This is a genomic window from Candidatus Palauibacter scopulicola (genome assembly GCF_947581915.1).
Taxonomy (GTDB): Bacteria; Gemmatimonadota; Gemmatimonadetes; order Palauibacterales; family Palauibacteraceae; genus Palauibacter; species Palauibacter scopulicola.
On the sequence record NZ_CANPWG010000060.1, the window covers coordinates 1 to 24,065 of the forward strand.

Annotated in this window: 18 protein-coding genes; 8 read left to right on the plus strand and 10 right to left on the minus strand. The window is 68.6% G+C overall.

Annotated elements, in window-relative coordinates; all coding sequences use genetic code 11:
• Positions 1–144: 144 nt before the first annotated feature.
• Positions 145–372 carry an AbrB/MazE/SpoVT family DNA-binding domain-containing protein gene (locus RN743_RS11585; RefSeq protein WP_310780011.1) on the minus strand — a complete coding sequence of 76 codons (228 nt, stop codon included), beginning with the start codon at positions 370–372 and terminating at the stop codon, positions 145–147.
• 115 nt (positions 373–487) lie between these two features.
• Between RN743_RS11585 and RN743_RS11590 the strand changes: the two genes are divergently transcribed.
• The 4 genes from RN743_RS11590 to RN743_RS11605 are packed head-to-tail and all read left to right on the plus strand — an operon-like array spanning position 488 to position 5,847.
• Complete coding sequence (locus RN743_RS11590; protein WP_310780012.1) at positions 488–2,725, plus strand: S9 family peptidase; 2,238 nt, start codon at positions 488–490, stop codon at positions 2,723–2,725.
• Positions 2,726–2,750: 25 nt separating this feature from the next.
• Entirely contained in the window at positions 2,751–3,851 is a 1,101-nt protein-coding gene (locus RN743_RS11595; RefSeq protein WP_310780013.1) for a hypothetical protein, read from the plus strand.
• On the plus strand, positions 3,848–4,957 hold the full coding sequence (locus RN743_RS11600; RefSeq protein WP_310780014.1) for a hypothetical protein: 1,110 nt from the start codon (positions 3,848–3,850) through the stop codon (positions 4,955–4,957). The genes RN743_RS11595 and RN743_RS11600 overlap by 4 nt, the downstream gene beginning before the upstream one ends.
• Positions 4,954–5,847, plus strand: coding sequence for a dienelactone hydrolase family protein (locus RN743_RS11605; protein ID WP_310780015.1), 894 nt, complete (start codon positions 4,954–4,956; stop codon positions 5,845–5,847). The genes RN743_RS11600 and RN743_RS11605 overlap by 4 nt, the downstream gene beginning before the upstream one ends.
• A gap of 16 nt (positions 5,848–5,863) precedes the next feature.
• Here the strand turns inward: RN743_RS11605 and RN743_RS11610 are convergent, their stop codons facing one another.
• On the minus strand, positions 5,864–7,996 hold the full coding sequence (locus RN743_RS11610) for an amino acid permease (RefSeq protein WP_310780016.1): 2,133 nt from the start codon (positions 7,994–7,996) through the stop codon (positions 5,864–5,866).
• Between the two features lie 113 nt (positions 7,997–8,109).
• On the opposite strand from RN743_RS11610, the gene RN743_RS11615 reads away from it, so the two are divergent.
• Complete coding sequence (locus tag RN743_RS11615; protein ID WP_310780017.1) at positions 8,110–9,888, plus strand: SLC13 family permease; 1,779 nt, start codon at positions 8,110–8,112, stop codon at positions 9,886–9,888.
• A gap of 22 nt (positions 9,889–9,910) precedes the next feature.
• On the opposite strand, the gene RN743_RS11620 is transcribed toward RN743_RS11615, so the two are convergent.
• Positions 9,911–11,266, minus strand: a complete 1,356-nt coding sequence (locus tag RN743_RS11620; protein ID WP_310780018.1) for an FAD-dependent oxidoreductase — start codon at positions 11,264–11,266, stop codon at positions 9,911–9,913.
• 212 nt (positions 11,267–11,478) lie between these two features.
• Here RN743_RS11620 and RN743_RS11625 point away from each other — a divergent pair, with 212 nt between their 5' ends.
• A complete protein-coding gene (locus RN743_RS11625; RefSeq protein WP_310780019.1) occupies positions 11,479–12,639 on the plus strand; it encodes a PQQ-dependent sugar dehydrogenase in 1,161 nt (386 codons plus the stop codon).
• Positions 12,640–12,648: 9 nt separating this feature from the next.
• On the opposite strand, the gene RN743_RS11630 is transcribed toward RN743_RS11625, so the two are convergent.
• On the minus strand, positions 12,649–13,518 hold the full coding sequence (locus RN743_RS11630; protein WP_310780020.1) for an aminotransferase class IV: 870 nt from the start codon (positions 13,516–13,518) through the stop codon (positions 12,649–12,651).
• A 245-nt stretch (positions 13,519–13,763) separates the two neighbouring features.
• Here RN743_RS11630 and RN743_RS11635 point away from each other — a divergent pair, with 245 nt between their 5' ends.
• Positions 13,764–14,981, plus strand: a complete 1,218-nt coding sequence (locus tag RN743_RS11635) for a serine hydrolase domain-containing protein (RefSeq protein ID WP_310780021.1) — start codon at positions 13,764–13,766, stop codon at positions 14,979–14,981.
• A 12-nt stretch (positions 14,982–14,993) separates the two neighbouring features.
• On the opposite strand, the gene RN743_RS11640 is transcribed toward RN743_RS11635, so the two are convergent.
• Genes RN743_RS11640 through RN743_RS11660 form a run of 5 tightly spaced genes read right to left on the minus strand, consistent with a single transcriptional unit; the run spans position 14,994 to position 20,417 of the window.
• On the minus strand, positions 14,994–15,803 hold the full coding sequence (locus tag RN743_RS11640) for an ABC transporter permease (RefSeq protein WP_310780022.1): 810 nt from the start codon (positions 15,801–15,803) through the stop codon (positions 14,994–14,996).
• A gap of 37 nt (positions 15,804–15,840) precedes the next feature.
• The gene (locus RN743_RS11645; RefSeq protein WP_310780023.1) at positions 15,841–17,055 is read right to left on the minus strand and encodes an ABC transporter permease; all 1,215 of its coding nucleotides are present in this window, start codon (positions 17,053–17,055) and stop codon (positions 15,841–15,843) included.
• The gene (locus RN743_RS11650) at positions 17,040–18,143 is read right to left on the minus strand and encodes an ABC transporter substrate-binding protein (RefSeq protein WP_310780024.1); all 1,104 of its coding nucleotides are present in this window, start codon (positions 18,141–18,143) and stop codon (positions 17,040–17,042) included. Before RN743_RS11650 ends, RN743_RS11645 begins: the two co-directional genes overlap by 16 nt.
• Entirely contained in the window at positions 18,133–19,272 is a 1,140-nt protein-coding gene (locus RN743_RS11655; RefSeq protein WP_310780025.1) for an ABC transporter substrate-binding protein, read from the minus strand. The genes RN743_RS11650 and RN743_RS11655 overlap by 11 nt, the downstream gene beginning before the upstream one ends.
• Positions 19,269–20,417, minus strand: coding sequence for an ABC transporter ATP-binding protein (locus tag RN743_RS11660; RefSeq protein ID WP_310780026.1), 1,149 nt, complete (start codon positions 20,415–20,417; stop codon positions 19,269–19,271). The genes RN743_RS11655 and RN743_RS11660 overlap by 4 nt, the downstream gene beginning before the upstream one ends.
• 151 nt (positions 20,418–20,568) lie before the next feature.
• Here RN743_RS11660 and RN743_RS11665 point away from each other — a divergent pair, with 151 nt between their 5' ends.
• Positions 20,569–21,612, plus strand: a complete 1,044-nt coding sequence (locus RN743_RS11665; protein ID WP_310780027.1) for a DUF3500 domain-containing protein — start codon at positions 20,569–20,571, stop codon at positions 21,610–21,612.
• Positions 21,613–21,653: 41 nt separating this feature from the next.
• Here RN743_RS11665 and RN743_RS11670 read toward each other — a convergent pair whose 3' ends face one another.
• Positions 21,654–24,065 carry an efflux transporter outer membrane subunit gene (locus RN743_RS11670; RefSeq protein ID WP_310780028.1) on the minus strand — a complete coding sequence of 804 codons (2,412 nt, stop codon included), beginning with the start codon at positions 24,063–24,065 and terminating at the stop codon, positions 21,654–21,656.

The window sequence follows — 24,065 nt, forward strand, 5'->3', positions numbered from 1 at the left end:
CGCCCGTTACGCCGAGCCTGAGTCGGTGCATGTCCGCCCCCGGGGAGGTGTGTGCAGGGAACGTCGATCTCGGACTGGGGACACAGGTTCGACGCAAGAGAGTTGCGTCGCGTTTACGTCACGACCCCGCGCGATCCGGCCGGGTCACTTCGCGAGGTCTCTCAGCGCCTTCCGGAATCGCTGCTGAGCCTCGACCGCGATGGCGAGTCCGTCGTCCACATCCGGGTCGTGGGGGGTCAGCAGGATCCCGCTCGCCGTCTCGACCGCGAGCACTTCGTCGCCCGCCTCGAGGTGGAGGCGTTGCACCATGTCCTCTGGCAGCGTGACGCCGATGGACCCGCCCATTCGCCGCAGCCTCACACGTCGAACCATGAAGTCTCCAGGTGACACCCGAATGTTCCGCCTGGTCCGGGCCTATCGTTCCCACAAGTTGAACATCGTATGATGAGACGCACGCCCCCATTATACCCCTGGTATCGAGGTTCAGATGCGTTCCCTGTCCGTTGCCCTCGTTCTTCCCGTCGCCGCTCTCGCGCTGCCCGTCGAGACGCCGCTCGCGGCGCAGGAGCGGCCGTTCACGTTCATGGATGTGCAGGAGATGAAACGCGCCGGTTCGATGACGCCGAGTCCGGACGGGGCGTGGATGCTGTACACGGTGACGACGCCGGACTGGGAGGCGGCGGAGTCCCAGACGGACATTCACCTCGTGTCGCTGAGCGAGGGCGTCCCGTCGGACCGTCGGCTCACCTACACGGAAGACAAGAACGAGACGAACCCGACCTGGGCTCCGGACGGGTCGTTCTTCCTCTTCGCCTCCAACCGGGACGGGGACGACACGCAGCTCTACATGATGCGCCACGACGGGGGCGAGGCCCGGAAGATCACCGACGCAGCGGAGGGCGTGTCCGGCTTCGCGTTCAGCCCCGACGGGCGCTGGCTCGTGTACCGCTCCGGCGAGAACGGCCGGGAACAGCTCTACCGGCTGCCGGCCGGCGACCTCGCGGACGCGGAACCCGAGCAGCTCACCGACGGCGAGGCCGGCGTCGACCAGTGGGACTTCTCCCCCGACGGGACCCGCGTCTACTTCGCTCGTCCGGATTCATTCGACGAGGACGAGGTGAAGCGGCGCGAGGAGGGCTTCACGGTCGACGTCCGGAACGCGGTCACGCCGCTCTCGAGCCTGTGGAGCGTGGAGATCGAGACCGCCACGGAGAGCCGCGAGACGGACAATCCATCCTACAGCGTGAACGGCTTCACGATCTCCGATGACGGCCGCTGGATCGGGATCACCGGCGGCTCGACGAAGCGCTACGAACGCAACATCACGGCGCAGCGGCTCTACGCGGACCTCTATCTCATGGAAGTCGCGACGGGCGAGATCGAGCGCCTCACGAACAACTACGAGGTCGGCGAGGGCGGGCTCAGCTTCTCCCCCGACGGCCGCTGGCTCGCCTTCTCCGCGCCGGCTGAGATGGAGCGCTACTCGATGACGGAGAACCGCGTCTACATCCGCGAGGTGGACGACCGCGGGGGCGCGTTCCGGAAGCTCGGCGCCGACTTCGACCAGAGTTCGAGCGTCGGGTTCTGGTCCGAGGATTCGAACACGATCTACTTCAACGCCGGCGTGAAGGTGACGACGCAGTTGCACGCCCTCGACGTGGAGACGGGGGCGGTGCGGCAGCTCACCGACGAGCGGGCGGCGCTTTCGGTCTCCCGCGACGACGACACGGGCACGCTTCTCATCGGCTACAGCGACCCGAAGACGCCCCCCACGGTGTTCGCGGTCGCGAGCGTGGACGATGTCCCGGACCGCTCCAAGTGGACGCAGCTGATCGACGTGAACCCGCAGTTGCGCGAGGTGGCCTTCGGCGAGGAGACCGAAGTCAACTGGCGTTCGTCGGACGGCAAGATGGTCGGCGGCGTCCTCGTCTATCCCGTCGGGTACGAGGAGGGGACGCGCTATCCGCTCATCGTCTCCATCCACGGGGGCCCGGCGTCGGCCGACATCCTGCGCTTCAACGGCGGCTACAACGCGCAGGTCTACGCGGGCGCGGGCTACGCCGTGCTCAAGCCCAACTACCGCGGCTCGCGCAACTACGGGAACGCGCACCGCACGGACATCGTCGGCGACTACTTCACGATGGGCTACGAGGACATCATCACGGGCGTCGACTACCTGATCGCCGAGGGGATCGTGGACGGCGATCGCATGGGCGCGCTCGGCTGGAGCGCGGGCGGCCACTGGTCCAACTGGATCCTCACCCAGACGGATCGCTTCAAGGCAATCAGTTCGGGAGCCGGGACGATGAACTGGATCAGCATGTACGCGCAGAGCGACGTGCAGCGGAACCGCCAGTTCTACGTGGGCGACGGCTTCCTGTACGAGGACTTCGACACGTACTTCGACCAGTCCCCGCTCAAGTACATCATCAACGCGAAGACGCCGACGATGATCCACGTCGTCGAGGGCGACCCGCGCGTGCCGAGCCCGCAGTCGGTCGAACTCCACATGGCGCTCAAGAAGCTGGACGTGCCCACGGAACTGTTCATGTATCCGGGCCGCAGCCACGGCATCCCCGACCCGCGCAACCGGCTCGTGAAGGCGGTGAGCGAGATGGCGTGGATGGACTACTACGTCCGCGGCATGGGCGAGAAGTTCCAATGGCGCCAGGTCCTCGAAACCCTCGAGCCCGAGGAGGCCCCAACCGTAGTCTCGGAACGGTAGCCCAAGCCCGGGAGCGGGTGAAACCGTGAGTCGCCTGGTCTGGCGGGCGGGCTGGATTGCGGCCGCGGTGGCGCTCGTCGTGGTGCCTTTTGGTTATGCCATCACCGAGGTCCACCGGGACGTCCTGATGGGGGCGGGCTGCGGGCTCGCCATCGGCGTGGGTATCGGCCTCCGGGGAGGCGCGCAGGCCGGTCCCTGGATGGGGATTCTGATCGGTTCGATTGTCGGGATCGCCACCGCGTTGATTGCCGGCGTGGCCCCCCGGGACGGGTTCCTGGTTCTTGTCCCACCCATCCTGGCCCTGGCGGTCGGCATGCACGATGGGCTCCGTGAGACCTCCTTCTCCCGTTATCGGGACATGAGCCGCGAGACGTTCATCGTGTCTGCCCTGCTCGCGCTGGGGTTCTTCCTCGCTTGGATCGTGTCCGGAGAGTTGGCGTCCGCGGTGAGGTTGGCGGTGGCTCCGTTCGCATGCATGCCCTGGATCGCACTGATTTCCGGCCTCCTCAGCCACCGCCGCGAGGGCTGGCTCGACACCCGTCCTCCCCGACTCCTCGTCCTGAGTGCGGTGCTCCTGTTTGCCACGCTGCTTGTCCTGCTTGTAGACGAGCAGTTGGGATACGCCAGAAACGCTAATGTGATCCCAGGCATCGTTCCGGTCCTCCAATACGTCGGCGTGTGGGGGCTCGGGCTGGCGGCAGTTCCCGCCGCCGCGTTTCTGCTTGGGCGCGTCGCAGTCATGTGGTTGCAGCCGCGGCTCCGGGTGTACGGCCGGCTTGCCGACTACCTGCGCATCATGTGGGTGCCCATCGGCGGGTTCGCGGTCGGCTACCTCATGATCATCGTGCTGTTCGCCGGTTTCTACGGCATGTTGGAGCGGTTCAGCCCCGGGGCGTTCGCCGACGCCGCCGTCGGGATCAAGGGATGGCTCTTCTTCGCCTTCTTCACCGGCCTCGCCCAGGACTACGCGACGGTCGTCCCCGTCTCGGACGGCGCCCGGTTGCTCGTCGGCGCCCACCTGATCCTCTCGGCCGGTTGGATCGTCGTACTGTTCGCGGCGGTGATGTCGTTCATCGGCCCGCAACTGGAGAGGATCGCCAGACGCCACGCGGAGGAGGAATCGTGAGCCGGTTGATCTCGCTGGGGGTTCGGATTGCGGCCGCCGTCGCCCTCATCGTCGCGACCTGCGGTTATGCGATCACGGGGAACCACACGGATGTCTTGCTGGGAGCGGGGAGTGCGGTGGCCATCGGCGTGGGCGTGGGTCTGCGAGGGGGATCGAGCGGCGGCCCGTGGGTCGGCATCCTCATCGGCTCGATCGTGGGGGTCGTCACGGCGTTCCTGGCCGGCGCCCTGAGCGTCGGCTGGGGCGTCATCATTCCGCCCCTTGGCCCATTGGCAGTCGGCTTGATCGGCGGGCTGGACCGGTCGTCCCTCTCTGGGTACGGGGATGTGACCCGGGAAATGTTCTTCGTGGCTGTCCTGCTGACCCTGGGGTTCATCCCCGCGCTCGTCGCGGGTGACGTTGCCATTGCGCCGGTCGTGGCGGCGTTCCCGCTCGCGAGCGTGCCCTTGGGAGCGCTCCTGATTGGCCTCATCAGCCGGCGCCGCGAAGGGTGGGAAGACGCCCGGCCTCCCCGGCTGCTGGTCCTCGGCGCCGTTGCGTTGCCCGTCTTGACGGGCCTCCTGTTCGCGTTCGGGGTGGTATATGAGGACGTCGGATTATCGGGCATCGCCGAGATTCTCGTGATTGCCCTCATCGTGATCATCCCGCTTGCGGTGCTGCCGCTGACCGCGTTTCTGATCGGGCGCGCCGCCGCCACCTGGCTCCGGCCGCGGCTCCAGGTATACGGCCAGCTCGCGGCGTACCTGCGAGTCATGTGGGTCCCGATCGGCGGATTCGCCCTCGGATACCTGACGATCATCTTCCTCTTCGCGGGCTTCTACGGAACGCTCGAGCGTTTCCGCCCGGGGTCGTTCGCCGACGCCGGCGCGGGGCTCGCCGACTGGGTGTCCTTTGCCTTCTTCACCGCCCTCGCCCAGGATTACGCGGCCATCGTCCCCGTCTCGGCCGGCGCCCGGATGCTGGTCGGCTTCCACCTGATCCTCTCGGTGGGCTGGGCGCTCGTGCTGTTTGCGGCGGTGATGACGTCCATCGAGCCCAAGCTCGCCCGGATCGCGCGGCGACACGCCGAGGAAGACACCGACTCAGAATTGGAGGATTCACAATGACCAGGAGAAAGCAGGCGAGCGACTTCCCGCAGGAGGTGCTGGCCCTCTTTGACGGCTACGTGCATGGGTTCATTCCACGGCGGGACTTCCTTAAGGGAGCCGGGAAGGTGCTGGGCAGCACCGCGGCTGCGGTGGCGGTCCTCGAGGCACTTCGTCCCAACTACGCGTGGGCGCGGCACGTGGCGACCGACGATGCCCGAATCCGGCAGGAGTACGTCACCTACCCTTCGCCGGACGGTTCGGGGACCATGCGCGGCTACATGGCCGTGCCCGCCGACGCGACGGAGCCCAGGCCCGCGGTCCTCGTCATCCACGAGAATCGCGGCTTGAACCCTTACATCGAAGACGTGGTCCGCAGGTTCGCCGCCGCGGACTTCGTGGCGCTGGGGCCGGACGCGCTTACCCCCCTGGGTGGCTATCCCGGCAACGACGACGAGGGCCGGGTGATGCAGCGGCAGCTCGACCGGGACACGATGATGGAGGACTGGGTGGCCGCGTTCCGGTTCCTCCGCGACCATGACACGACCACCGGGCGAGTCGGGGCCGTCGGGTTCTGCTACGGCGGCGGAGTGGTGAATCAGCTCGCGGTCCGCCTTCCGGATCTGGGCGCTGGCGTGCCGTTCTACGGGTCGGCCCCAGCCGCGGAAGACGTGCCCTCGATACAGGCGCCCCTGATGATCCAGCTCGCGGGCCTGGATGAGCGGATCAACGCCGCCTACCCGGCCTACGAGGAGGCGCTGGAGGCGCACGGAAAGTCCTTCGTGGTCCACGTCTACGAGGGAGCCAACCACGGCTTCCACAACGACACCACCCCACGCTACGACGAGGAAGCCGCCAGCCTCGCGCAGGATCGGACCATCGCGTTCTTCAACGAGCACCTGCGGGGCTGAAGCGGCTCCACCGTGTTCACGGTGCCGGGCGTGGGCGCGCGCTGCGCCTCCACCAGCGCGGCACCGTCGTCGCATGCACGTCGTAGAGGTGCCGCAGGTCGATGATGTTGCGCGGCGAGCCCAGGATCGTCAGGCGGTCGCCCGTCTCCATGAGGGTGTCGTCGTGCGGGACGATGAGCTGTCCGCGCCGCCTGATCATCGCCGCGAGCGTGTCTTCCGGGAGCGCCATCTCCCGAATCGTCATCCCCGCCAGCGTGCTGCTGGCGCCCTCCGGCAGCACCTCCACGACGAGCATGCGCTCATCGCGCAACATGACCTCGCGCAACTCCAGGTCATCCTCCGCCTCGAGCCACTCGGTCAGGAAGCTCTCGTCGTCCACGCGACCCGCGATCTGAGCCAGGATGCGCAGGTGGCGGCCGTGGTCGGCCGCCGGGCTCGCGAGGAAGAAGGCGGCCTGGATGAGTTCGTCTTCGGCCGGCGGTACGTCCGGCTCCCCCGTGTCGATCTCGATCCCGCCGCGAACGCGGGCGAGGACCATGCGCGGCCCGGAGATCTCGTCCAGGTGCAGGTGCGGCAGGACGACGCCCTCCGACATCGGCGTGAGGCCCGTGCCCGTGCCCTCGAGAAGTCCCTGCGCGATGCGGTCGGCGCTCACGCCCAACTGTTTCGAAAGCGCCACTGAAGCGCGGTCCACGAGCCTCGAGAAGGGCACCGCGCTCTCGTAGTCCAGCACATCCGAAGAGGCGATGAGTTCCTCGAAGGGATCCGCGTCGCGCAGCCCCTTCTCCTTGAGGATCCCGCGCAGCTCGCGCTCCAGCCCCTCGTTCCGCTGCTGGCCCAGCCGCTCGAAGACATGGTAGATCGCGCCCTCGCGGCGCACGTGGTCCCGGGCGTAGACGCGGTACCAGAGGAGGCCGAACACGACGAACGCGACGCTGAACAGCGTCGCCAGCCATCCCATCTGGACGATCAGCGGAAACGGCATGACGAGGCCGACGATCTGGACCCAGGGGTAGAAGGGAGCGCGGAAGCCAGGGTCGTACGGCGCGAGGCCGCTTTCGCGCATGACGATCACCGCCAGGCACGCGAGCGCGAACATGATGAGCTGGAAGGCGCTGGCGAGCTTCGCGATGCCCGAAGGGTCGAAAAGCACCAGCCAAAGGACGATCAGCCCCGCGGTCGCGAGAATCGCGACCCACGGCGTGCCCCAGCGGCTGATCCGGCGCATGGCCGCCGGCAGCACGTGGTCGCGGCTCATCGCCAGCGGGTAGCGGCTCGCGGACAGGACCCCGGCGTTGCCGACCGACGTGAAGGCCAGGATGGCCGCCACGGTCATGACGGCCTCTCCCGTGGGACCCGCGACGGCCCTCGCCATCGCCGCCGCCGGGGCCAGGTTGCCGCCATCGGCGGAGAGCGCCTCCACGCCGACGGCCCCCACCATGGCCCAGGTGCCGAGCACGTAGACGAGCAGCACCGTGACGAAGGCCAGCAGCATGCCCAGCGCCAGATTGCGGTCCGGGTTCTTCACCTCTTCCGAGACCGAGGCCACGTGGGTAAGCCCCATGTAGGAGACGATCACGAGTCCCACGGTGGAGAAGAACGGCGAAGCCCCCAGGTCGAACGCTCCGGCGAAGGCATCGGGATCCACGGCCGTCACGCCGGCCCCGATGAGCCAGCCCAGCATGGCCAGGAGGATCACGGTCAGGACCATCTGGATGGAGCTGGTCTTCTTGGCGCCGAAGAGGTTGACCGCGGCGAAGCCCAGCGCGAAGGCGAAGGCGATGGGGCCGGTGGGAGCCTGGGGGAAGTAGACCTGCAGGTAGGCGCCGAGGCCCACGAGCGCGAAGGCGGACTTGAGCGTCAGCGTCGTCCAGGTGCCGAAACCGCCGATCGCCCCCACCCGCTGGCCCATGCTGCGGTCCAGGAAGTAGTAGATGCCGCCGGCGCGCGGCATGGCGGTCGCCAGCTCGGCCATGCTGAGGATGCCGGGCAGGAGCAGGAGGCCCGCCAGCAGGTACGCGACGGGGATCGCGCCGCCGGCCTGCGCGGCGGCGAGACCGGGCAGCAGGAAGAAGCCCGAACTGAGCGTCGCGCCGGTCGCGATGGCGTACACGTCGAACAGCCCCAGTTCGCGCTTCAGTGTGCCCATGGCTGCAGTGTGGCTCCCTGCCGTGGTCGTGATCGTCGTACCGGCCGACCCGCGTCCCGGGCATCCGGCCGGCCGGACTGGTGCCGGGACCTGCGGGCGACGAACATCCTCACATGACGTTCGACATCGCATTCGTGCTCGCCCTGACGCTGGCGGCCCTCGTCCTGTTCGCCATGGACCGGCTGCGGCTGGACCAGGTCGCCATGTCGGTCCCGGTGGTCCTCCTCCTGAGCGGCATCATCACGCCGGCCGAAGCCGTATCGGGCCTGTCGAGCCGCGCCACCGTGACGGTCGGCTCGATGCTCGTGCTCGGCCTGGGGCTCCGCAAGACCGGGCTCGTGTCCGCCATCGGGGCCTGGGCGCGCACCGCCCCCCTCGGCGGCAAGTACTCTCGCATGTTCGTGCTCTGCCTCGTCTGCGCGCTTCTCTCGCCCTTCCTCATGACCACCGCCGTCGTCATGGTGTTCCTGCCCGTCTTCGTCGCGCTCGCCGACCAGGCCGAGGAGCCGGCCTCGCGGTATCTCATGCCCCTCTCCTTCGTCTCGATTCTCGGGGGCACCGTCACCTTGATGGGAACCTCCACCAACCTGGTCGTGCACGGCGAAGCGATGAGGCGCGGGTTCGACGAACTTCACATGTTCTCGATCACCCCGCTCGGCCTGATCTGTCTCGCCGTGGGCCTGCTGTATCTCTTCACCGCCGGCCGTGTGCTCCTGCCGCGCCGCGTCCGGGAGCCGGACCTGTCCAGCAAGTACGACATCCGCCGCTTCGTCACCGAACTGCACGTCCCGGAGGACTCGCCGGCGAACGGCCGCTCGCTGGCCGAACTCAAGTGGGGCGAACGGTACGGCGTCACCGTGCTGGACATCGAACGGGGGGAGCAGGAGATCACCGCGCCCCACGGAGACCGCCACATACGGCCGGGCGACGTGCTCTACGTGCAGGGATCCGCGGAACGCCTTCTCGAACTCGCGCGCCGGCAGCGACTCGAGACGCCGCGGGAGCGGAAGGAACAGGGACTCGACCTGGCGGGCGGCAGCGGGCGGCTGGTCGAAGTCCTCGTCGCGCCCGGCTCGAGTCTCGTGAGCCGGACGCTTCGCGATCTGAACTTCGCGCAGCGCTACGACGCGGCCGTGCTCGCGATCCAGCATCACGGCGTCACCGTGACGGAGCGGCTGGCGGAGGTCTCGTTCCGCGTCGGCGACCTCCTCCTGGTCCACGGGACCGCGAACGCGCTCGGACGCCTCGTCGAAGACCCCGGGTTCGTCCCCGTGGGCGAAGTGAAGACGCAGACCGGGCGCAGGCCGCGGGCCGGCGTCGCCGCCGCGATCATGGTCGCCGTCGTGCTCAGCGCCAGCCTCGGCCTCCTCGACATCATGACGGCCGCGCTCTCGGGCGTCGGCCTCATGGTGTTCACGCGCTGCGTGCGCGTCGAGGAAATCTACGCGGAGATGGAGTGGCTGGTCCTCTTCGTGCTGGCCGGCCTGATCCCGCTCGGGGTGGCGCTCGAGACCACGGGGGCGGCGGAGCTGCTCGCGCGCGGGGTGGTGGCGGCGACGGCGCCGCTGGGAGCGTCCGGACTCGTCGCGGCCTTCTACCTGGTGACCGTCCTTATGACGGCCATCGTGTCCAACGCGGCGACGGCCGTGATGCTCACCCCCGTCGCGATCCTCGCCGCCAATCAGGCCGGCGTGAACCCCTACGCGCTCCTCATCGCCGTGATGTTCGGCGCATCGGCCTCCTTCGTCACGCCCTTCGGCTATCAGACCAACGTCATGATCTACGGGCCGGGCGGATATCGCTTTTCGGACTTCGTGAAGGTGGGCGGCCTGCTCAACCTCGTCCTCCTCATCACCGCCAGCTTCCTCATCCCCATCTTCTGGCCCAGCTAGCCGTTTCCACCACAGCCGGGCGTCAGGCTTTTCGGAAGCGCCAGCCGTACAGGACGCGGCCGTAGTAGTTGAACATCTTCCGTGCCTCGGCGTCCTCGAAGGGGTAGTCGGCGCCGATCTGTCGCGCGGCCGCGAGTCCGGTGACGAAGGCCGTTTCCTGGCTGTTGATCAGCGTATGGGCGCCGCAGTGCCAGCTCCCTCTCTTTCCCTGAATGAAGCGGAAGAGGGGGACGAGCCACGCGACATGGCGCACGTCGTGTACGATGTGCTGGAACCACCGCCGCTCGATCACCTTCTCGTCGTCGATCTCGCTGATCGGGTTGTACGTCACGAGGCAGGGCTTGTCCGAGCGCTTCGCCCACGGCTGCTGGTTGTGCATGATGTAGGTGATCTCGTAGTTGTCGGGCCGGGCGCCGTACTGCTCGATATGGTTGCTCCGGGTTTCCAGCGCCTTCACCTCGTCGTCCGGCAGAACCGAGGCGTCCGAATGCACGACCGTATGGTTGTGGAGTTCGCTCTCGTAGCGGACCGACGAGAGGATGTAGCGTTCCAGAAACGTCGGCTCGTCCAGCATCATCAGCGTCTGGTTCGCGTTGCAGGCGAAGATCACCGCGTCGAACGTCTCCTCCACGCCGTTCTCGTCTTCGACCACGACGTGGGATGGCCCCCGCACGACCCTGCGGACTGGCCGGTTGAGATAGACCTTCTCCCGGAAGCCGGCCGACAGGTGCTCATAGATCCGGCGCGTTCCCTGATCCCACGTCTGCATGGTCGTCGCGGCTTCGATGTCGAAGAACTCCAGGTATCTGGAGAAGAGGGAGGCGGGCATGTCGAAGACGTTCGTCGCCATCAGGAAGTTGACGAACATCGGCTTCAGCACCTTGTACCTGAAGTCCCCGGAGAAGCCGGCCACGTTCAGGACCGTTCCCATGCTGATGTAGTTGAAGGGGTTGAGGCCGTTCACGAGCTTCGACCGGGAATGGGTCAGCCGCCCGAACCGGTGCAGGGTCCGCAGGATGCGCTGGAACTTCCGGATCTCGACCTGCAACTGTCGTCGGATGTCGGAGTCGAAATCGTGGGCGTAGGTCCCCCCGCGGTACTTCACGCTGTAGCTGAACCTCGTGTCGATCAGCTCGATGCCGAACTGTTCCAGCAACACGACGAAGTGCTGATAGACGGAGGGGATGCAGGCGGTGACGGAGATGTCGAACGGGATCGAGCCGCCGTCCTCCTGGGGCATGTCGACGGTCACCGCGTTCCCGCCGAGTTGCTCGCGGGCCTCGAACAGCCGGAAATCGAACCGGTCCGAATCGTGATGCAGCGCCCATGCCGCCCCGAGGCCCGAGACGCCGCCGCCGATGATGGCGATGTTCTTCATCGGTCTCCCCTCTCCGCGGGAGGTCGTGTCCTCCCGTCCCGGAAACGTCACCGTGCCGGTGCGTGTTCAAACATGCGGACGCCGCCGACGCGCGCGGCGGTCGGCGCCGCCGGCGAGCCTTGCTGTCCGGGGGCCGCCGGCACCAGTTTTTGCGGGCTTCGCCAACCCATGACCAACGAGATCGAACGACTATGATTTTCCCTGGAGATGAGATGATCAAGCGGACCCCACTGGCGATCTTCGCCGCCGGGCTTCTTCTGTCGACCGCGACTCCGGCGCTGAGCCAGGAGGTCATCCAGTCGGCGTACCACGACTACAGGCTCGTCCCGGTCGTCGAGGGGCTGGTGCAGCCCTGGTCGATCGCGTTTCTGCCGGACGGCGAGATGCTCGTGACCGAGAAGGCGGGCACGCTGCGCGTCGTGCGCGACGGGATGCTGCTGCCCGAACCGGTCAGCGGCGTGCCGGCCGTGATCGCGGAGGGACAGGGCGGACTCCTCGACGTCGTGCCGCACCCCGACTTCGAGAGCAACCAGCTCCTCTACCTGAGTTTCTCTCAGCCGAACGAGACGGAGCGCGGGACGACCGCGGTCATCCGCGGACGGTACGAGAGCGGCGCGCTCACCGACATCGAGGAGATCTTCGTCGCGGTGTCCGAGGGCCGAGGTCACTACGGATCGCGCCTGGTGTTCGACGGGCAGGGACACCTTTTCATCACCGTCGGCGAGCGGCAGGCTCCGACGCGTGGAGATCTCTCCGCGCACCCCGCGCAGGATCTCTCGAACCATCACGGCACCGTGAGCCGGGTCTACGAGGACGGCACGATCCCGGAGGACAACCCGTTCATCGGCGACCCGAACGTGCGCCCCGAGATCTGGAGCTACGGACACCGCAACCAGCAGGGGATGGCCATGAACCCCGAGACGGGCGACCTCTGGGCCACGGAGCACGGCCCGCAGGGCGGTGATGAACTCAACCTCATCGAGCCGGGGCTCAACTACGGCTGGCCCGTCGTCGGCTACGGGGTGAACTACCGCTCGGGCTCGGCGATCCACGAGGGAACGCACAAGGAGGGGATGGAGCCGCCGGAGCACTACTGGGTGCCGTCGATCGCGGTTTCCGGGCTTGTCTTCTACACGGGCGACCGCTTCCCGCACTGGAAGGGGAACCTGCTCGCGGGCGGGTTGGCCGGACAGCAGTTGGCACGCCTCACGCTCGACGGACAGCAGGTCGTTCGCGAAGAGACGCTCGTGCAGGGCTTCGGGCGCATCCGCGATGTCCGGCAGGGGCCGGACGGGCTGATCTACATCGCGATCGACAGCCGAGGCGGCGGAGCGACCGCGATCCTCAGAATGGAGCCGGTGGCCACGCGATAGCGCGGTGCCTCAGCGGGCCTCCGATCCTTCGGGGGCCACGGCCCGCCGGTAGGCTTCCGACAGCGCCCGGGTGATCTCGCCCGGGCGTCCGCTTCCCACGGGCCGGCCGTCCAGTTCGACGGTCGGCCGAACCTCCGTCGTCGTCCCCGTGAAGAAGATCTCGTCCGCGCCCCGGAGTTCCTCCGCTGTGAATGCGCGCTCCCGGGCGGGGATTCCCAGTCCCGCGCACAGTTCGAGTGTGAAGGCGCGGGTGACTCCGTGCAGGATGTGGTTCGTGGCCGGGGCCGTCGTCACCTCCCCGCCGAGCACCGCAAACACGTTGTTGTGCGTCCCCTCCTGCGCCATCCCTTCGCGGATGAAGATCGCGTCCTCGACCTCCGCCTCCACCGCGGCCTGCTGCGCGAGGACGTTGGGCAGGAGGCCGGTCGTCTTGATGTCGGCGCGGGCCCAGCGCTGGTCCGGCAGCGTGATGGCGCCGAAACCCCGCTCCCACCGCTCCGGCGTCGTGCGGACGAGTTCCTTCGCGAAGGCGTAGACGGTGGGCGGGACCGCCTCCTTCGGGAACGCGTGCGTGCGGGGGGCGGCGCCGCGCGTCACCTGCATGTAGAAGACGGAGAACTCGGCCGCGCCGAGGCCGTTCCGCGCGATGAGTTCGTCACCGACGTCGGCGAGGGGAGCCACGTCCGCCTCGATGCGGAGCGTTCGGAGGCCCCATGCGAGCCGGGCCAGGTGGCGCTCGCGCAGGAAACAGCGGCCCGCGTAGGCCGGGATCGCCTCGTACACCGCGTCCGCGAACAGGAAGCCCCGGTCGTTCACCGAGACCCGCGCCTCACCGACGGGGAAGTAGTCTCCGTTCAGATAGACGATGATGGTCTGCAACTCTCCGTTTTCGGGAATCGCCCGCGGTCCCGCCGCGCCTCGTCGCTCCTTGTCAGGCGAGCGCTTCACCACTCTCGGCGCTGACGCGGGGTTTTACCACGGCCTGCTAGATGCCCGTATGCAGGTCGGAGGGGCAAGTTCTGTCCCGATCTGGTTCACGTTCGTGCGCCGCGTTAGCGTTCAGCAAGCGGGTTCAGCGGGTGGGTTCCGCGTTCGGCCCGTTTTCTTCTGCTTCCGGAGGACCGATGAAGGTTTCGCGGCGAGTTCGCGGCATCCCTGCCGCTCGGTGGCTCTTCCTGGCGATCATCCTGCCCTCGACGATCCTCGCGGGCGCGACGCCGTTCACCCCGGCGCTGGCGGCGCAGGAGGCGCGCACGCTCTCCTACGGCGAACCGGAGGAGGTCGGCATGTCCCGCGCCGTCCTCGAGGGCGCCCTCGGACTGTACCACGAGGCGGTCGAGCGGGGCGACATCGTGGGCGCCGTCCTGCTCGTCGCCCGCAAGGGGAAGATCGTCCTCCACGAGGCGGTCGGCATGCGCGACAAGGAGCGCGGGCTGCCGATGGAGCGGAATTCGATGTTCCGCATGGCCTCCAACACCAAGCCCGTCGTGGCCACCGCGGTCGCGCGGCTCGTCGAAGAGGGCAAGCTCTCCTACGACGACCTCGTGCGGGAATACCTCCCCGAGTGGGACAACTACCGCGCGGGCTTCATCACGGTCGGACACCTGCTGTCCCACAGCAGCGGGCTCCGGATCCCCACGCTCTTCCTGCAGCCGCTGGGCGACAACCCGACGCTGCAGAGCGAGTCGGCACGCTTCGGCACGATCGGGGCGGAGGTGACGCCGGGCGAGACGTACTCCTACAACAATCCGGGCTACAACACGCTCGGCGCGCTGGTCGAGCTCGCCTCCGGCCAGTTGCTGGAGGACCGGCTCATGGAGACGGTGTACAGACCGCTCGGGATGGCGGACAGCTACAATCACCACGCCGAGCACCCCGTCGGCGGGAAGGTCGACCGCATGGGCTCCGTCTACTACCAGCGCGGCCCCGACGGCGATTGGATGCCCGGCGGCACCCCGGGAGGCCCGGTGGCCTTCCCGTTCGCGCGCGCCTCGGGCGGGATGATCTCGTCGGCGTGGGACTACGCCGTCTTCGCCCAGACATTCCTGAACGGCGGCACCTATGACGGGGCCGAGATCCTGACGCCGGAGTCGGTCGAACTCATGACCTCGCCGAAGATCCACATCGCGGGCGAGGGAGACGAGGCCAGCTACTACGGATACGGCTGGCGGCTCGCCGACGGCACGTACGGCCACGGCGGCTCGGACGGCACGAACGCGTGGCTCGACCCCGACCGCGAGATCATCGGCCTCGTGTTCACGCAGACGCCGCGCGGCGACAACCGCGGCACCCGCCTGGAGCGCTTCCGCGAACTCGTGAACCTCTCGCTCGAGGGCAACTGACGGCGCGGAGATTCAGGCGGACGAGCGGCGGCGGAGCCATTCGACGGTCAGCAGGAGCGCGAGGGCGAACCCGACGAGGAAGGTGGCCACGGCGAGGATCGCCGGGCTGATCTGTTCGCGGATACCCGCCCACATCTGCCGCGGGATCGTCCTCTGTTCCAGTCCGCCCATGAAGAGGACGACGACGACCTCGTCGAACGACGTCGCGAAGGCGAACAGGGCTCCGGAGATCACGCCGGGCGCGATGAGCGGCAACTGCACGGTCCGGAAGATGCGCACCGGCCCGGCGCCGAGACTGGCCGCGGCCCGGGTGAGGTTGCGGTCGAAGCCCGCCAGCGTGGCGACCACCGTGATGACGACGAAAGGCATGCCGAGCGTGGCGTGGGCCAGGATGAGCCCGAGGTGCGTCTGGGCCAGCCCGACGTTGGTATAGAAGAAGAACATCCCGGCCGCGGAGATGATCACGGGCGTGACCATCGGCGAGATGAGGAGTCCCGTGATGAAGCGGCGGGCCGGCATGGCGGGGCTCGAGAGCCCGAGGGCGGCGAGCGTGCCCAGCGCGGTCGCGAGGACCGTGGCGGAGATGCCGATCACGAGGCTGTTCGCGAGGCCCCGGGTCCAGGCCTCGTTCTCCAGGACCTCCCGGTACCAGCGCAGCGACCACGCCTCGGGGTCGAGCCGGAGCATCCCCTCGGTGAAGGTGAAGTAGGGTTCCGCGTTGAAGCTCAGCGGCACGATCACGATGATCGGCGCCACGAGAAAGACGAAGACGAGGACGCAGAAGGCGAGGTGCGCGAAGCGGCCGATGCGGGCTCCGGTCATGGTCTCTCGGCCCCTCTGGCGTAGCGCCGCATCAGTCCTAACTCAGGCTCATGCGCTCGACGCCCACCAGCCGGTCGTAGAGCAGGTAGAGAACGAGCACGCCGGCGAGGAGGAGCGCACCCAGCGCCGCCGCCAGCCCCCAGTTCAGCGACGTCTGCATGTGGTAGGCGACCATGTTCGAGATCAGCTGGCCGCTGCTTCCGCCCACCAGCGCCGGGGTGATGTAGTAGCCGATCGCGAGGATGAAGACGAGGAGCGATCCGGCTCCCACGCCGGGCAGCGTCTGCGGCCAGTAGACCCGCCGGAACGCCTGCGCGGGCGTGGCTCCCATCGAGGCGGCCGCCCGCATGTGCAGCGGCGGGATCGAACGCATCACCGAGTACAGGGGCAGCACCATGAAGGGGAGCAGGACGTGCGTCATGGCCACGAGCGTGCCGGTCATGTTGTAGACCATGGAGAGTCGGCCATCGTCGCCGACAAGCCCGACCGCCACCAGCACGTCGTTGATCACCCCATGTGTCTGGAGGAGGACGATCCACGATGTGGTGCGGACGAGGAGCGACGTCCAGAAGGGCACAAGAACGAGGGCAAGCAGCAGGTTGCCCCGGCGCGGCGGCGCGTGCGCGATGAGGTGCGCGATCGGGTAGCCGAGGATGAGGCAGAACACGGTGATCGCCAGACTCACGAGCAGGGTGCGCCACAGGAGGGGCAGGTAGATGCGCCGTTCCTCGGGCTGGGGGGCGACGGATCCGTCCGGCAGCCGCTGCATGTCGACGGCGTTGAGGTAGTGGCGGGCCGTGAAGCGCTCGCCCGCCGCGCGGACGGCGTGCCAGGTCCCCGGGTCGACCCAGGCGGAGTCGATGCCCGCCATCGCCTCGCGCCACGGCCCGCCCGTCACATCTTCAAGGTTCCGGGCGGTGCGCGTGAACACGCTGCGCAGCCCGCTTCGCAGCCGGTTCACGCGGCCGGCGACCTGCCCCAGCGTCCTCGCCTCCCGCGCCAATCCGAGTTCGCGCGCCGCCGCCTCGTACACTGCCTCGGGAGGCAGCCCTTCCCCCTCCCACTCGCGCAGCGCGCCGAGGGTCGCGGGCAGCGCATCGGCGACCACCGGGTCATGGACGCTCCGCAGCAGCATCGTCGCCAGCGGGGCCAGGAAAGTGACGCCGAGGAAGACGAGCAGCGGCAGCACAAGCCCCATCGCCCGCAGCCGCTCGCGGGGGGGCGGACCGACGCGGCTCAGCGCGCCAACCACGCGCTGAAGCGCTCGTTCAGCACGTCCTGGTTATCCACCCACCAGACCCAGTCCCTGCGGAGCGCGCGCGCCATGTTGGCGGGATGCGTGGGCAGGTGCGGCCCCATCTCCACGCCGGTCTCCAGGTGGGTCGTGATCAGCGGCGCGGCCGAGGTCCGGGCGGGGCCGTACGAGATTCGGCGGCCTAGCGCCGCGAGCGCCTCGGCGGTACTCGCGAAGCTCACGAGTCGCATCGCCTCCTCGACGCGCGGCGTGCCGGCGACGATGGCCAGCTGGTTGATGTCCAGGAGTTGCCCGTCCCAGACGATCTCGAACGGCTTGTTCTCCAGCACCTGTGCGTTGAAGATGCGTCCGTTGTAGGCCGTGCTCATGACGACCTCCCCGTCGGCCAGCATCTGTGGCGGCTGGGCGCCGGCCTCCCACCACACGACGTGATCCTTGATCGTATCGAGCTTGCGGAACGCCCGGTCCAGACCCTCCGGTGTGTCGAGCAGGGCGTACACCTCCTCCGCCGGCACGCCGTCCGCCATGAGGGCGGATTCGAGGTTGAACATGGGAACACGGCGCATGCCGCGGCGCCCGGGAAACTTCTCGAGATCGAAGAAATCGGCGATCGTCTCCGGTCTGTCGCCCGGGAAACGGCTCGCATCGAACGCGTAGATCGTGGACCAGACGACAACCCCGGCCCCGCAGTCGGAAAGGGTCCCGGACAAGAAGTCCTCCGCCGCCGGCGTCCCGTCCGCTCCGGGGGGCAGAACCTCCGTATCGATGTACTCCAGCAGCCCCTCGTCGCAGGCGAGCATGACGTCCGACACGTTCAGGTCCACGACGTCCCAGTAGACGTTGCCGACCTCCACCTGGGCGCGGACCTGGGCCAGGGCGCCGGTGAAGTCCTCGACATCCACCCGGATCCCGGTGGCGGCGGTGAAGGGCTCGAACCACGCCTCCGTGCTCGCCTTCTGATACGAGCCACCGTACGAGACGGCGGTGATCGACTGGGCGGCCGCGTGTCCGGCGACACACGCGACGAGGGCGGCGGCGCAAGCGGACGTGCGCGCCACGGCGTGCGCGAGCGGGTCAGTTCGCACGGGTCAGCCAAGCGCTGAAGCGCTCGTTCAGCGCGTCCTGGTTGTCGACCCAGAACTCCCAGTCGTTCCGCAGGGCGCGCGCGATGTTCTCCGGGCTCGTGGGCAGGTGGGGCGCCATCTCGACGCCGGTCGCGAGGTGCGTCGTGACGAGCGGCTCTCCAGACCGGCGGGCCGGACCGTAGGAGATCCGGCGCGCGACCGCCGCCAGCGATTCCCCGGTTGTCGCGAAGGCGACGAAGCGGAGCGCGTTCTCGAGCCGCGGCGTCCCGGCCACGATGCTCAACTGGCCGTAATCGAGCACCTGGCCGTCCCACACGATGACGAACGGCTGCTCCTCCAGGATCTGTGCGTTGAAGATGCGGCCGTTGTAGGCCGTGCTCATCACGACTTCCCCGTCCGCCAGCATCTGCGGCGGCTGGGCGCCCGCCTCCCACCAGACGACCTGGTCCTTGATCGTATCGAGCTTGTCGAAGGCGCGGTCGAGCCCTTCCGGCGTCGAGAGCGTGGCGTACACATCGTCGAGCGGGACCCCGTCCGCGATGAGGGCGAACTCCAGGTTCACCTGCGGGACGCGGCGCATTCCGCGGCGCCCCGGGAACTTCTCGAGGTCGAAGAAATCCGCCATCGTCGCGGGCCGCTCATCCGGGAAGTGGTCGGCGTTATACGCATACACCGTGGAGTAGAAGAGCATCCCGGCTCCGCACTCCCCCTGCATCTCCGGGTAGAAGTCCTCCCTCGCGGGCGTCCCGTCGGGGGCCGGGGGCAGCATGTCGATGTCGATCGGCTCCAGCAGGCCCTCGTCGCAGCCGCGCATCGCGTCCGCCATCTCCAGGTCCACGACGTCCCAGTAGACCGCGTCGACATCGACCTGCGCCCGGATCTGGGCGAGGCCGCCGTTGTAGTCCTCCATGTCCACCCGAATCCCCGTCTCATCCATGAACGGGACCTGGATGGCCCCGCGATACGCCCGGCCGTAGGAGCCTCCCCAGGAAACGGCCGTGATCGCCGGATCCTCCGGCGCCTGCGGCCCGCACCCGAGCGTGAACGCCGCGGCGGCGACCAGGGCGGCGAGCGTTACGCCGCGTGAGGTGTGAACCGCAGACCCCTTCTTCGTATTCATGATTTTCATGCGTTTCTCCCAGCCTCCTCGTCGCCTTCAAAGTCCAGCGCGCGGCAGTCGTTGACGGTCCAGCCGATGCGGACGGTGTCACCCACCATCATGGCGCCGTGCCCCACGATGTTCGGAATCTTGGCCACGACATCCCGGCCCCCGCAGGCGGCCAGCCGGACGCGCAGGTGGTCGCCCAGAAAGGTCATGTCCTCGATGGCGGCCTCGACCACGTTGTGGTACAGACCCTCCTCGGGCTTGATCGCGATCCGTTCGGGGCGAATCGAGAGCGTGACCGTGTCGCCGACCCCGCACGGGGCGATGCGAAAGGCGCGGATCCGCTCGCCTCCCACGTCCACTTCGCACAGGTCATCCTCCACGAGCGTCACCCGGCCGTGGAGCCGGTTGTTCTCGCCGATGAAGCGGGCCACGAAGGCGCGTTCGGGCTCCTCGTAGAGCCCCTCCGCCCCGGCGATCTGCTCGATCCGGCCGCCGTTGAGGACGGCGATCCGATCCGACATCACCATCGCCTCCTGCTGGTCGTGGGTGACGTAGACGACGGTCACGCCCAGCCTCTGGTGGATGGAGCGGATCTCGTACTGCATCTCCTCGCGCAGACTGCGGTCCAGGGCGCCCAGCGGCTCGTCCATGAGCACGAGTTCGGGCTCGAACACGAGGGCCCGCGCGATGGCCACGCGCTGCTGCTGGCCGCCGGACAGCTGGCCGGGCCGCCGGTCCTCCAGCCCGCCGAGGCGGACGAGGTCCAGCGCACGCTCGACGCGCTCGCGGCGCCGCGCCTCGGCGATGCCTCGCACTTCCAGCGGAAACGCGAGGTTCGCGCCCACGGTCATGTGCGGAAAGAGCGCGTAGTTCTGGAACACCATCCCGATCCCGCGCTTGCGGGGCGGCAGATCCTGGACGGAGCGCCCGCCGATGCGGATCGTGCCGGATGTCGCGGTCTGAAAGCCGGCAAGCATCATCAGGATGGTCGTCTTCCCCGAACCGGAAGGACCGAGCAGGGTCACGAATTCGCCCTTGCCGATGCCGAGGTTCAGGTCGTCCACGACCAGCGTGCTGCCGTCGTAGCTCTTGCTCACGCCCTCGAACTCCACGTGCGCGGCCGGGCTGTGACGGCCGCTCTCCGCGCCGTTGGGACCCGCGATCATCTGGCGATTCTGCCTTGTTGTTCGGAATATGGAATGGTGATCGACTCATATGGGACGGTGATCGACCCCGGTTGAGGTCGACCAACTTGAAGGCGGCGGCGCCAATCCGCGAGTGCGCGCGGCCGAGGCTGTCTCGAGCGGAGGAGGAACGATGAAGATCAGGAATCGGACGGCGGGACGGGTCACCTGGGCGACCTGCCTGCTCGTTCCCGCGGCCGCGTTCGCGCTGGCGACCGGAGGAGCGCCGGGCGCGAAGGTGGATTCGGCCTCCGCCGCACAGGCCTTCATTTCCCTGCTCGACGAGGCGGGACGGGCGAAGGCGCTCTTCTCGCTGGAGGACGAGGAGCGTTTCAACTGGCACTTCGTCCCCCGGGCCCGGAACGGACTGCCGCTCGCCGACATGACGACCGCGCAGCGCGGCGCCGCGCACGATCTCCTTCAAGCCGCCATGAGCAGCCAGGGGTTCCTGAAGGCGAGCGCGATCATCGAACTGGAGCGCATCCTCGGACTCCTGGAGGGACGGCCCGAGCGCCGGGATCCGGAGAACTACTATGTCGCGATCTTCGGCGACCCCTCGTCGGAAGGGCCATGGGCGTGGCGGTTCGAGGGACACCACCTCTCCCTCAACTTCTCATCGCCTTCGGGTCTGCTCACGGTGACGGGCCCCGCGTTCATGGGCGCGAACCCGGCCCGCGTGCCATCGGGTCCGAAGGCGGGCTGGCGACCGCTGGGGCGGGAGGAAGATCTGGCCCGGGCGCTGATGCGGAGCTTCACGCCGGAACAGCGCGAGCGCGCGACCCTCGCGGCCGAGGCCCCCAGCGACATCCTCACGGGAAACGACCGGGAGGCCCGGCTCGACGCGTTCGAGGGTCTTCCCGCCGACGCCATGACGGCGGAGCAGCGCGCGATCCTGTTCGAGATCGTGCACGAGTACGCGGGGAACGCGACGGCGGGCCCCGATTGGATGGCGCGGGTCGAGAACGAGATTCCGGCGAGCGACATCCACTTCGCCTGGGCGGGACCGCTCGAACCCGGCGAGGGACACTACTACCGGGTGCATGCGCCGGTCTTCCTGATCGAGTATGACAACACGCAGAACGACGCGAACCACGTCCACTCCGTGTGGCGGGATCTGGAGAACGACTTCGGAGGCGACGCGCTCGCGCGCCACTACGAGGAGTCCGACCACCACTGACCGGGCGCGACGGCCCCGGTCCCGCGCGGGGGCCGGCGTGACTAGCGGCCGATGAGCCTCAGGAAGCGGGGGTCCTCGCGCACGCGCTCGAAGTCGTCCGCGTCGGGCAGGGTCCGGCGTCGACCCGGATTGAGTTCGACCGCCCGCGCCAGGGCGTCGAAGGCGTCCTCCTCGCGCCCGTCGTCGAGCAGGAGCGCGGCCAGCGTCACCCACGCGTTGTCGTTCTCCGGCGACCTCTCCGAGGCGTCGCGCGCCAGCGCCAGGGCGCCCGGCAGATCGCCGTCCCGCCTCAGCCGCGAGGCGTCGCGCAACATCCGGCCCGAACGGTACATGTCCAGGACCCGGCGCAGTTCGGCGAGCGGTTCGTCGTGGTCGTCCACCCGGATGTCGACGACGCGGTCGCTGTAGCCGCCGTTCACCCGCGGCGCCACGACGAGGATGGCGCCGGACTGCATGCCGCGCGCATCGCCGCCGGCCGCCTGCGCGGCGTCGAGCGCGTCCATCAGCCGCTCCGCGAGCGGTCCCGCGGACGACTCGAACGAGGCCGCCATCGCGTCGACCACCTCGGGCCCCGTGAGGATGTTCCCCTGCGCGCAGTAGTCCACGCCGCACCTGTGGCCCTTCCAGTCGCTCGCGCCCGCGCCGGTCCAGGCGGCCGTCCGCCCCTGCTGGTCGAGGATCGCGACCTGGCGGCGATCCCGGCCCTCGTCACTCCCCACCATCATCTCGAGGGCTTCCTCCGGCGAGTATCCGGCCTGGAGGAGTTCGATGCCGATCGCCCCGTACATGGGGTTCGCGGCGGCCTGGTGGGCGATGATTACGAGCCCGCCCTTGGCGTGCATGGCGCGGTTCCCCGCCCCGAACGCCTTCGACTGCACGCCCATCCCCAGTTCGCCGGTCGCGGGATCGCGCCCGATGATCGAGTACGTCCCGAGGTAGTTCGGGTCGGCGAGGTTTTCACCGCTGCCGGACGTCGGAACCATCTGCGGCTCGGGAACCGCCTCGGGCGAAGCCCAGGCGCCGCCCAGCGCCCGGTGGACGGCCAGCCGCGCGAGGGCCAGGTCTCGCGTCGCGCCCGCCAGCGCCGCCTCGACGTTCAGGAGCGTGCGCAGGGCGTCGAGGTAGTCGGTGTAGCCCACGACCCCCGATTCGTAGCGCTGCGACTGCAACTCCATCGTCGCCAGCGCCTCCTCGCGCTGGGAGGCGAGGAACGCGTGCCGTCGAGTCTCGTTCTCCAAACCGGCGAGCGCGGTTTCGACTTCGTTCACCGCCGTCACCACGGTCCGTCCGTACGCGTGTGCGGCTTCATCGAAACGGGCCTCGGCCAGCGCGAGATTGTTCCGGAGGCGACCGGCCTGGAAGATGGGCGCGGTCAGGTTCGTGATCAGATTCGTGAACCACTGCTGTGCGTTGAAGAGCTCGCCGGCGTCCGCGCTGGCGAGCCCGATGGAACCGGACAGCGAGAGCGACGGCAGCAGTTGGGCCCGGCGTGCGCCGATACTGTAGCGGGCCGCGTCGAGCCGCTGGCCCGCCGCCCTCACGTCGGGCCGCTGGTGCAGGAGATCCGCCGGTATCCCGGCGGGGACGGGGTCCGCCGCGAGTTGCGGCGCGAGGGAGTCGGGCAGAATCACCTCGACATCCTCCCGATAGCCGCCCAGCAGGACGGCCAAGCGAGCCTCGGCACTCGTGAGCTGCGTCTCGAGCTGCGGCAGCCCCGCCTGCGTGTTCCTGAGGTCCTGGCGGACCTGGGACAGCGTCCACGAGTCGATCAGGCCGCGATCGTAGCTCGTCGAGGCCAGCGACTCGCGTTCGAGCAGCACCTCCACCGTCTCGCGGGCCAGTCCGGTCTGCCGCCGCAGGCTGACGATGTCGAAGTACGTGGTGATGGTCTCGGCCAGGATGCCGATCCGCGCCGCATGGAAGTCCGATTCCGACGCCAGGTACTCCGACCCCGCCGCCCGCGCGTCGTTGCGGGCGCGTCCCCAGAAGTCCAGCTCCCAGGAGAGATCCGCGCTGACCGAATACGTCGTCAGATCGATTCTGTCCGGAAACACGAACCCCGCGATCGAATCCCCCGGACCGCCCAGCCCGAGGGCCTGGATCTGCGCGCCGATGCCGGCGTCCGTCGGGGTGTCGGTATCGGTGACGTTTCCGCTGGCCCCGACGCTCGGGAAGAGGTCGGCCCGCGCCATGCGCGCCCTGGCGCGAGCCTGCCGAACCCGAGCAACGCCCGCGGCGAGGTCGAAGTTGGAGGCGAGCACGGAGTCGACCACGGCGTCGAGCACCGGATCCCGGAACGTCGTCCACCACTGCAGCGGCTCGTACATCCCCGGCTGGAGGTCGGCCGAGAAATCCTCCGGCATTTCCGCCACCGGCTCCGGGAGCGACGGCCCGGGAGCCAGCGAACAGGCGGAGAGCAGCAGCAGCGGGGCGGCCCGCAGCAGCTTCGTCAC

What these genes read in the sequence shown, in the direction of transcription:
- RN743_RS11615 (WP_310780017.1), top strand. Translation starts at nt 8,110, where the DNA reads ATGACGTTCGACATCGCATTCGTGCTCGCCCTGACGCTGGCGGCCCTC.
- RN743_RS11640 (WP_310780022.1), bottom strand. Translation starts at nt 15,803, where the DNA reads ATGACCGGAGCCCGCATCGGCCGCTTCGCGCACCTCGCCTTCTGCGTC.
- RN743_RS11610 (WP_310780016.1), bottom strand. Translation starts at nt 7,996, where the DNA reads ATGGGCACACTGAAGCGCGAACTGGGGCTGTTCGACGTGTACGCCATC.
- RN743_RS11625 (WP_310780019.1), top strand. Translation starts at nt 11,479, where the DNA reads ATGATCAAGCGGACCCCACTGGCGATCTTCGCCGCCGGGCTTCTTCTG.
- RN743_RS11635 (WP_310780021.1), top strand. Translation starts at nt 13,764, where the DNA reads ATGAAGGTTTCGCGGCGAGTTCGCGGCATCCCTGCCGCTCGGTGGCTC.
- RN743_RS11585 (WP_310780011.1), bottom strand. Translation starts at nt 372, where the DNA reads ATGGTTCGACGTGTGAGGCTGCGGCGAATGGGCGGGTCCATCGGCGTC.
- RN743_RS11590 (WP_310780012.1), top strand. Translation starts at nt 488, where the DNA reads ATGCGTTCCCTGTCCGTTGCCCTCGTTCTTCCCGTCGCCGCTCTCGCG.
- RN743_RS11665 (WP_310780027.1), top strand. Translation starts at nt 20,569, where the DNA reads ATGAAGATCAGGAATCGGACGGCGGGACGGGTCACCTGGGCGACCTGC.
- RN743_RS11660 (WP_310780026.1), bottom strand. Translation starts at nt 20,417, where the DNA reads ATGATCGCGGGTCCCAACGGCGCGGAGAGCGGCCGTCACAGCCCGGCC.
- RN743_RS11620 (WP_310780018.1), bottom strand. Translation starts at nt 11,266, where the DNA reads ATGAAGAACATCGCCATCATCGGCGGCGGCGTCTCGGGCCTCGGGGCG.
- RN743_RS11605 (WP_310780015.1), top strand. Translation starts at nt 4,954, where the DNA reads ATGACCAGGAGAAAGCAGGCGAGCGACTTCCCGCAGGAGGTGCTGGCC.
- RN743_RS11655 (WP_310780025.1), bottom strand. Translation starts at nt 19,272, where the DNA reads ATGAAAATCATGAATACGAAGAAGGGGTCTGCGGTTCACACCTCACGC.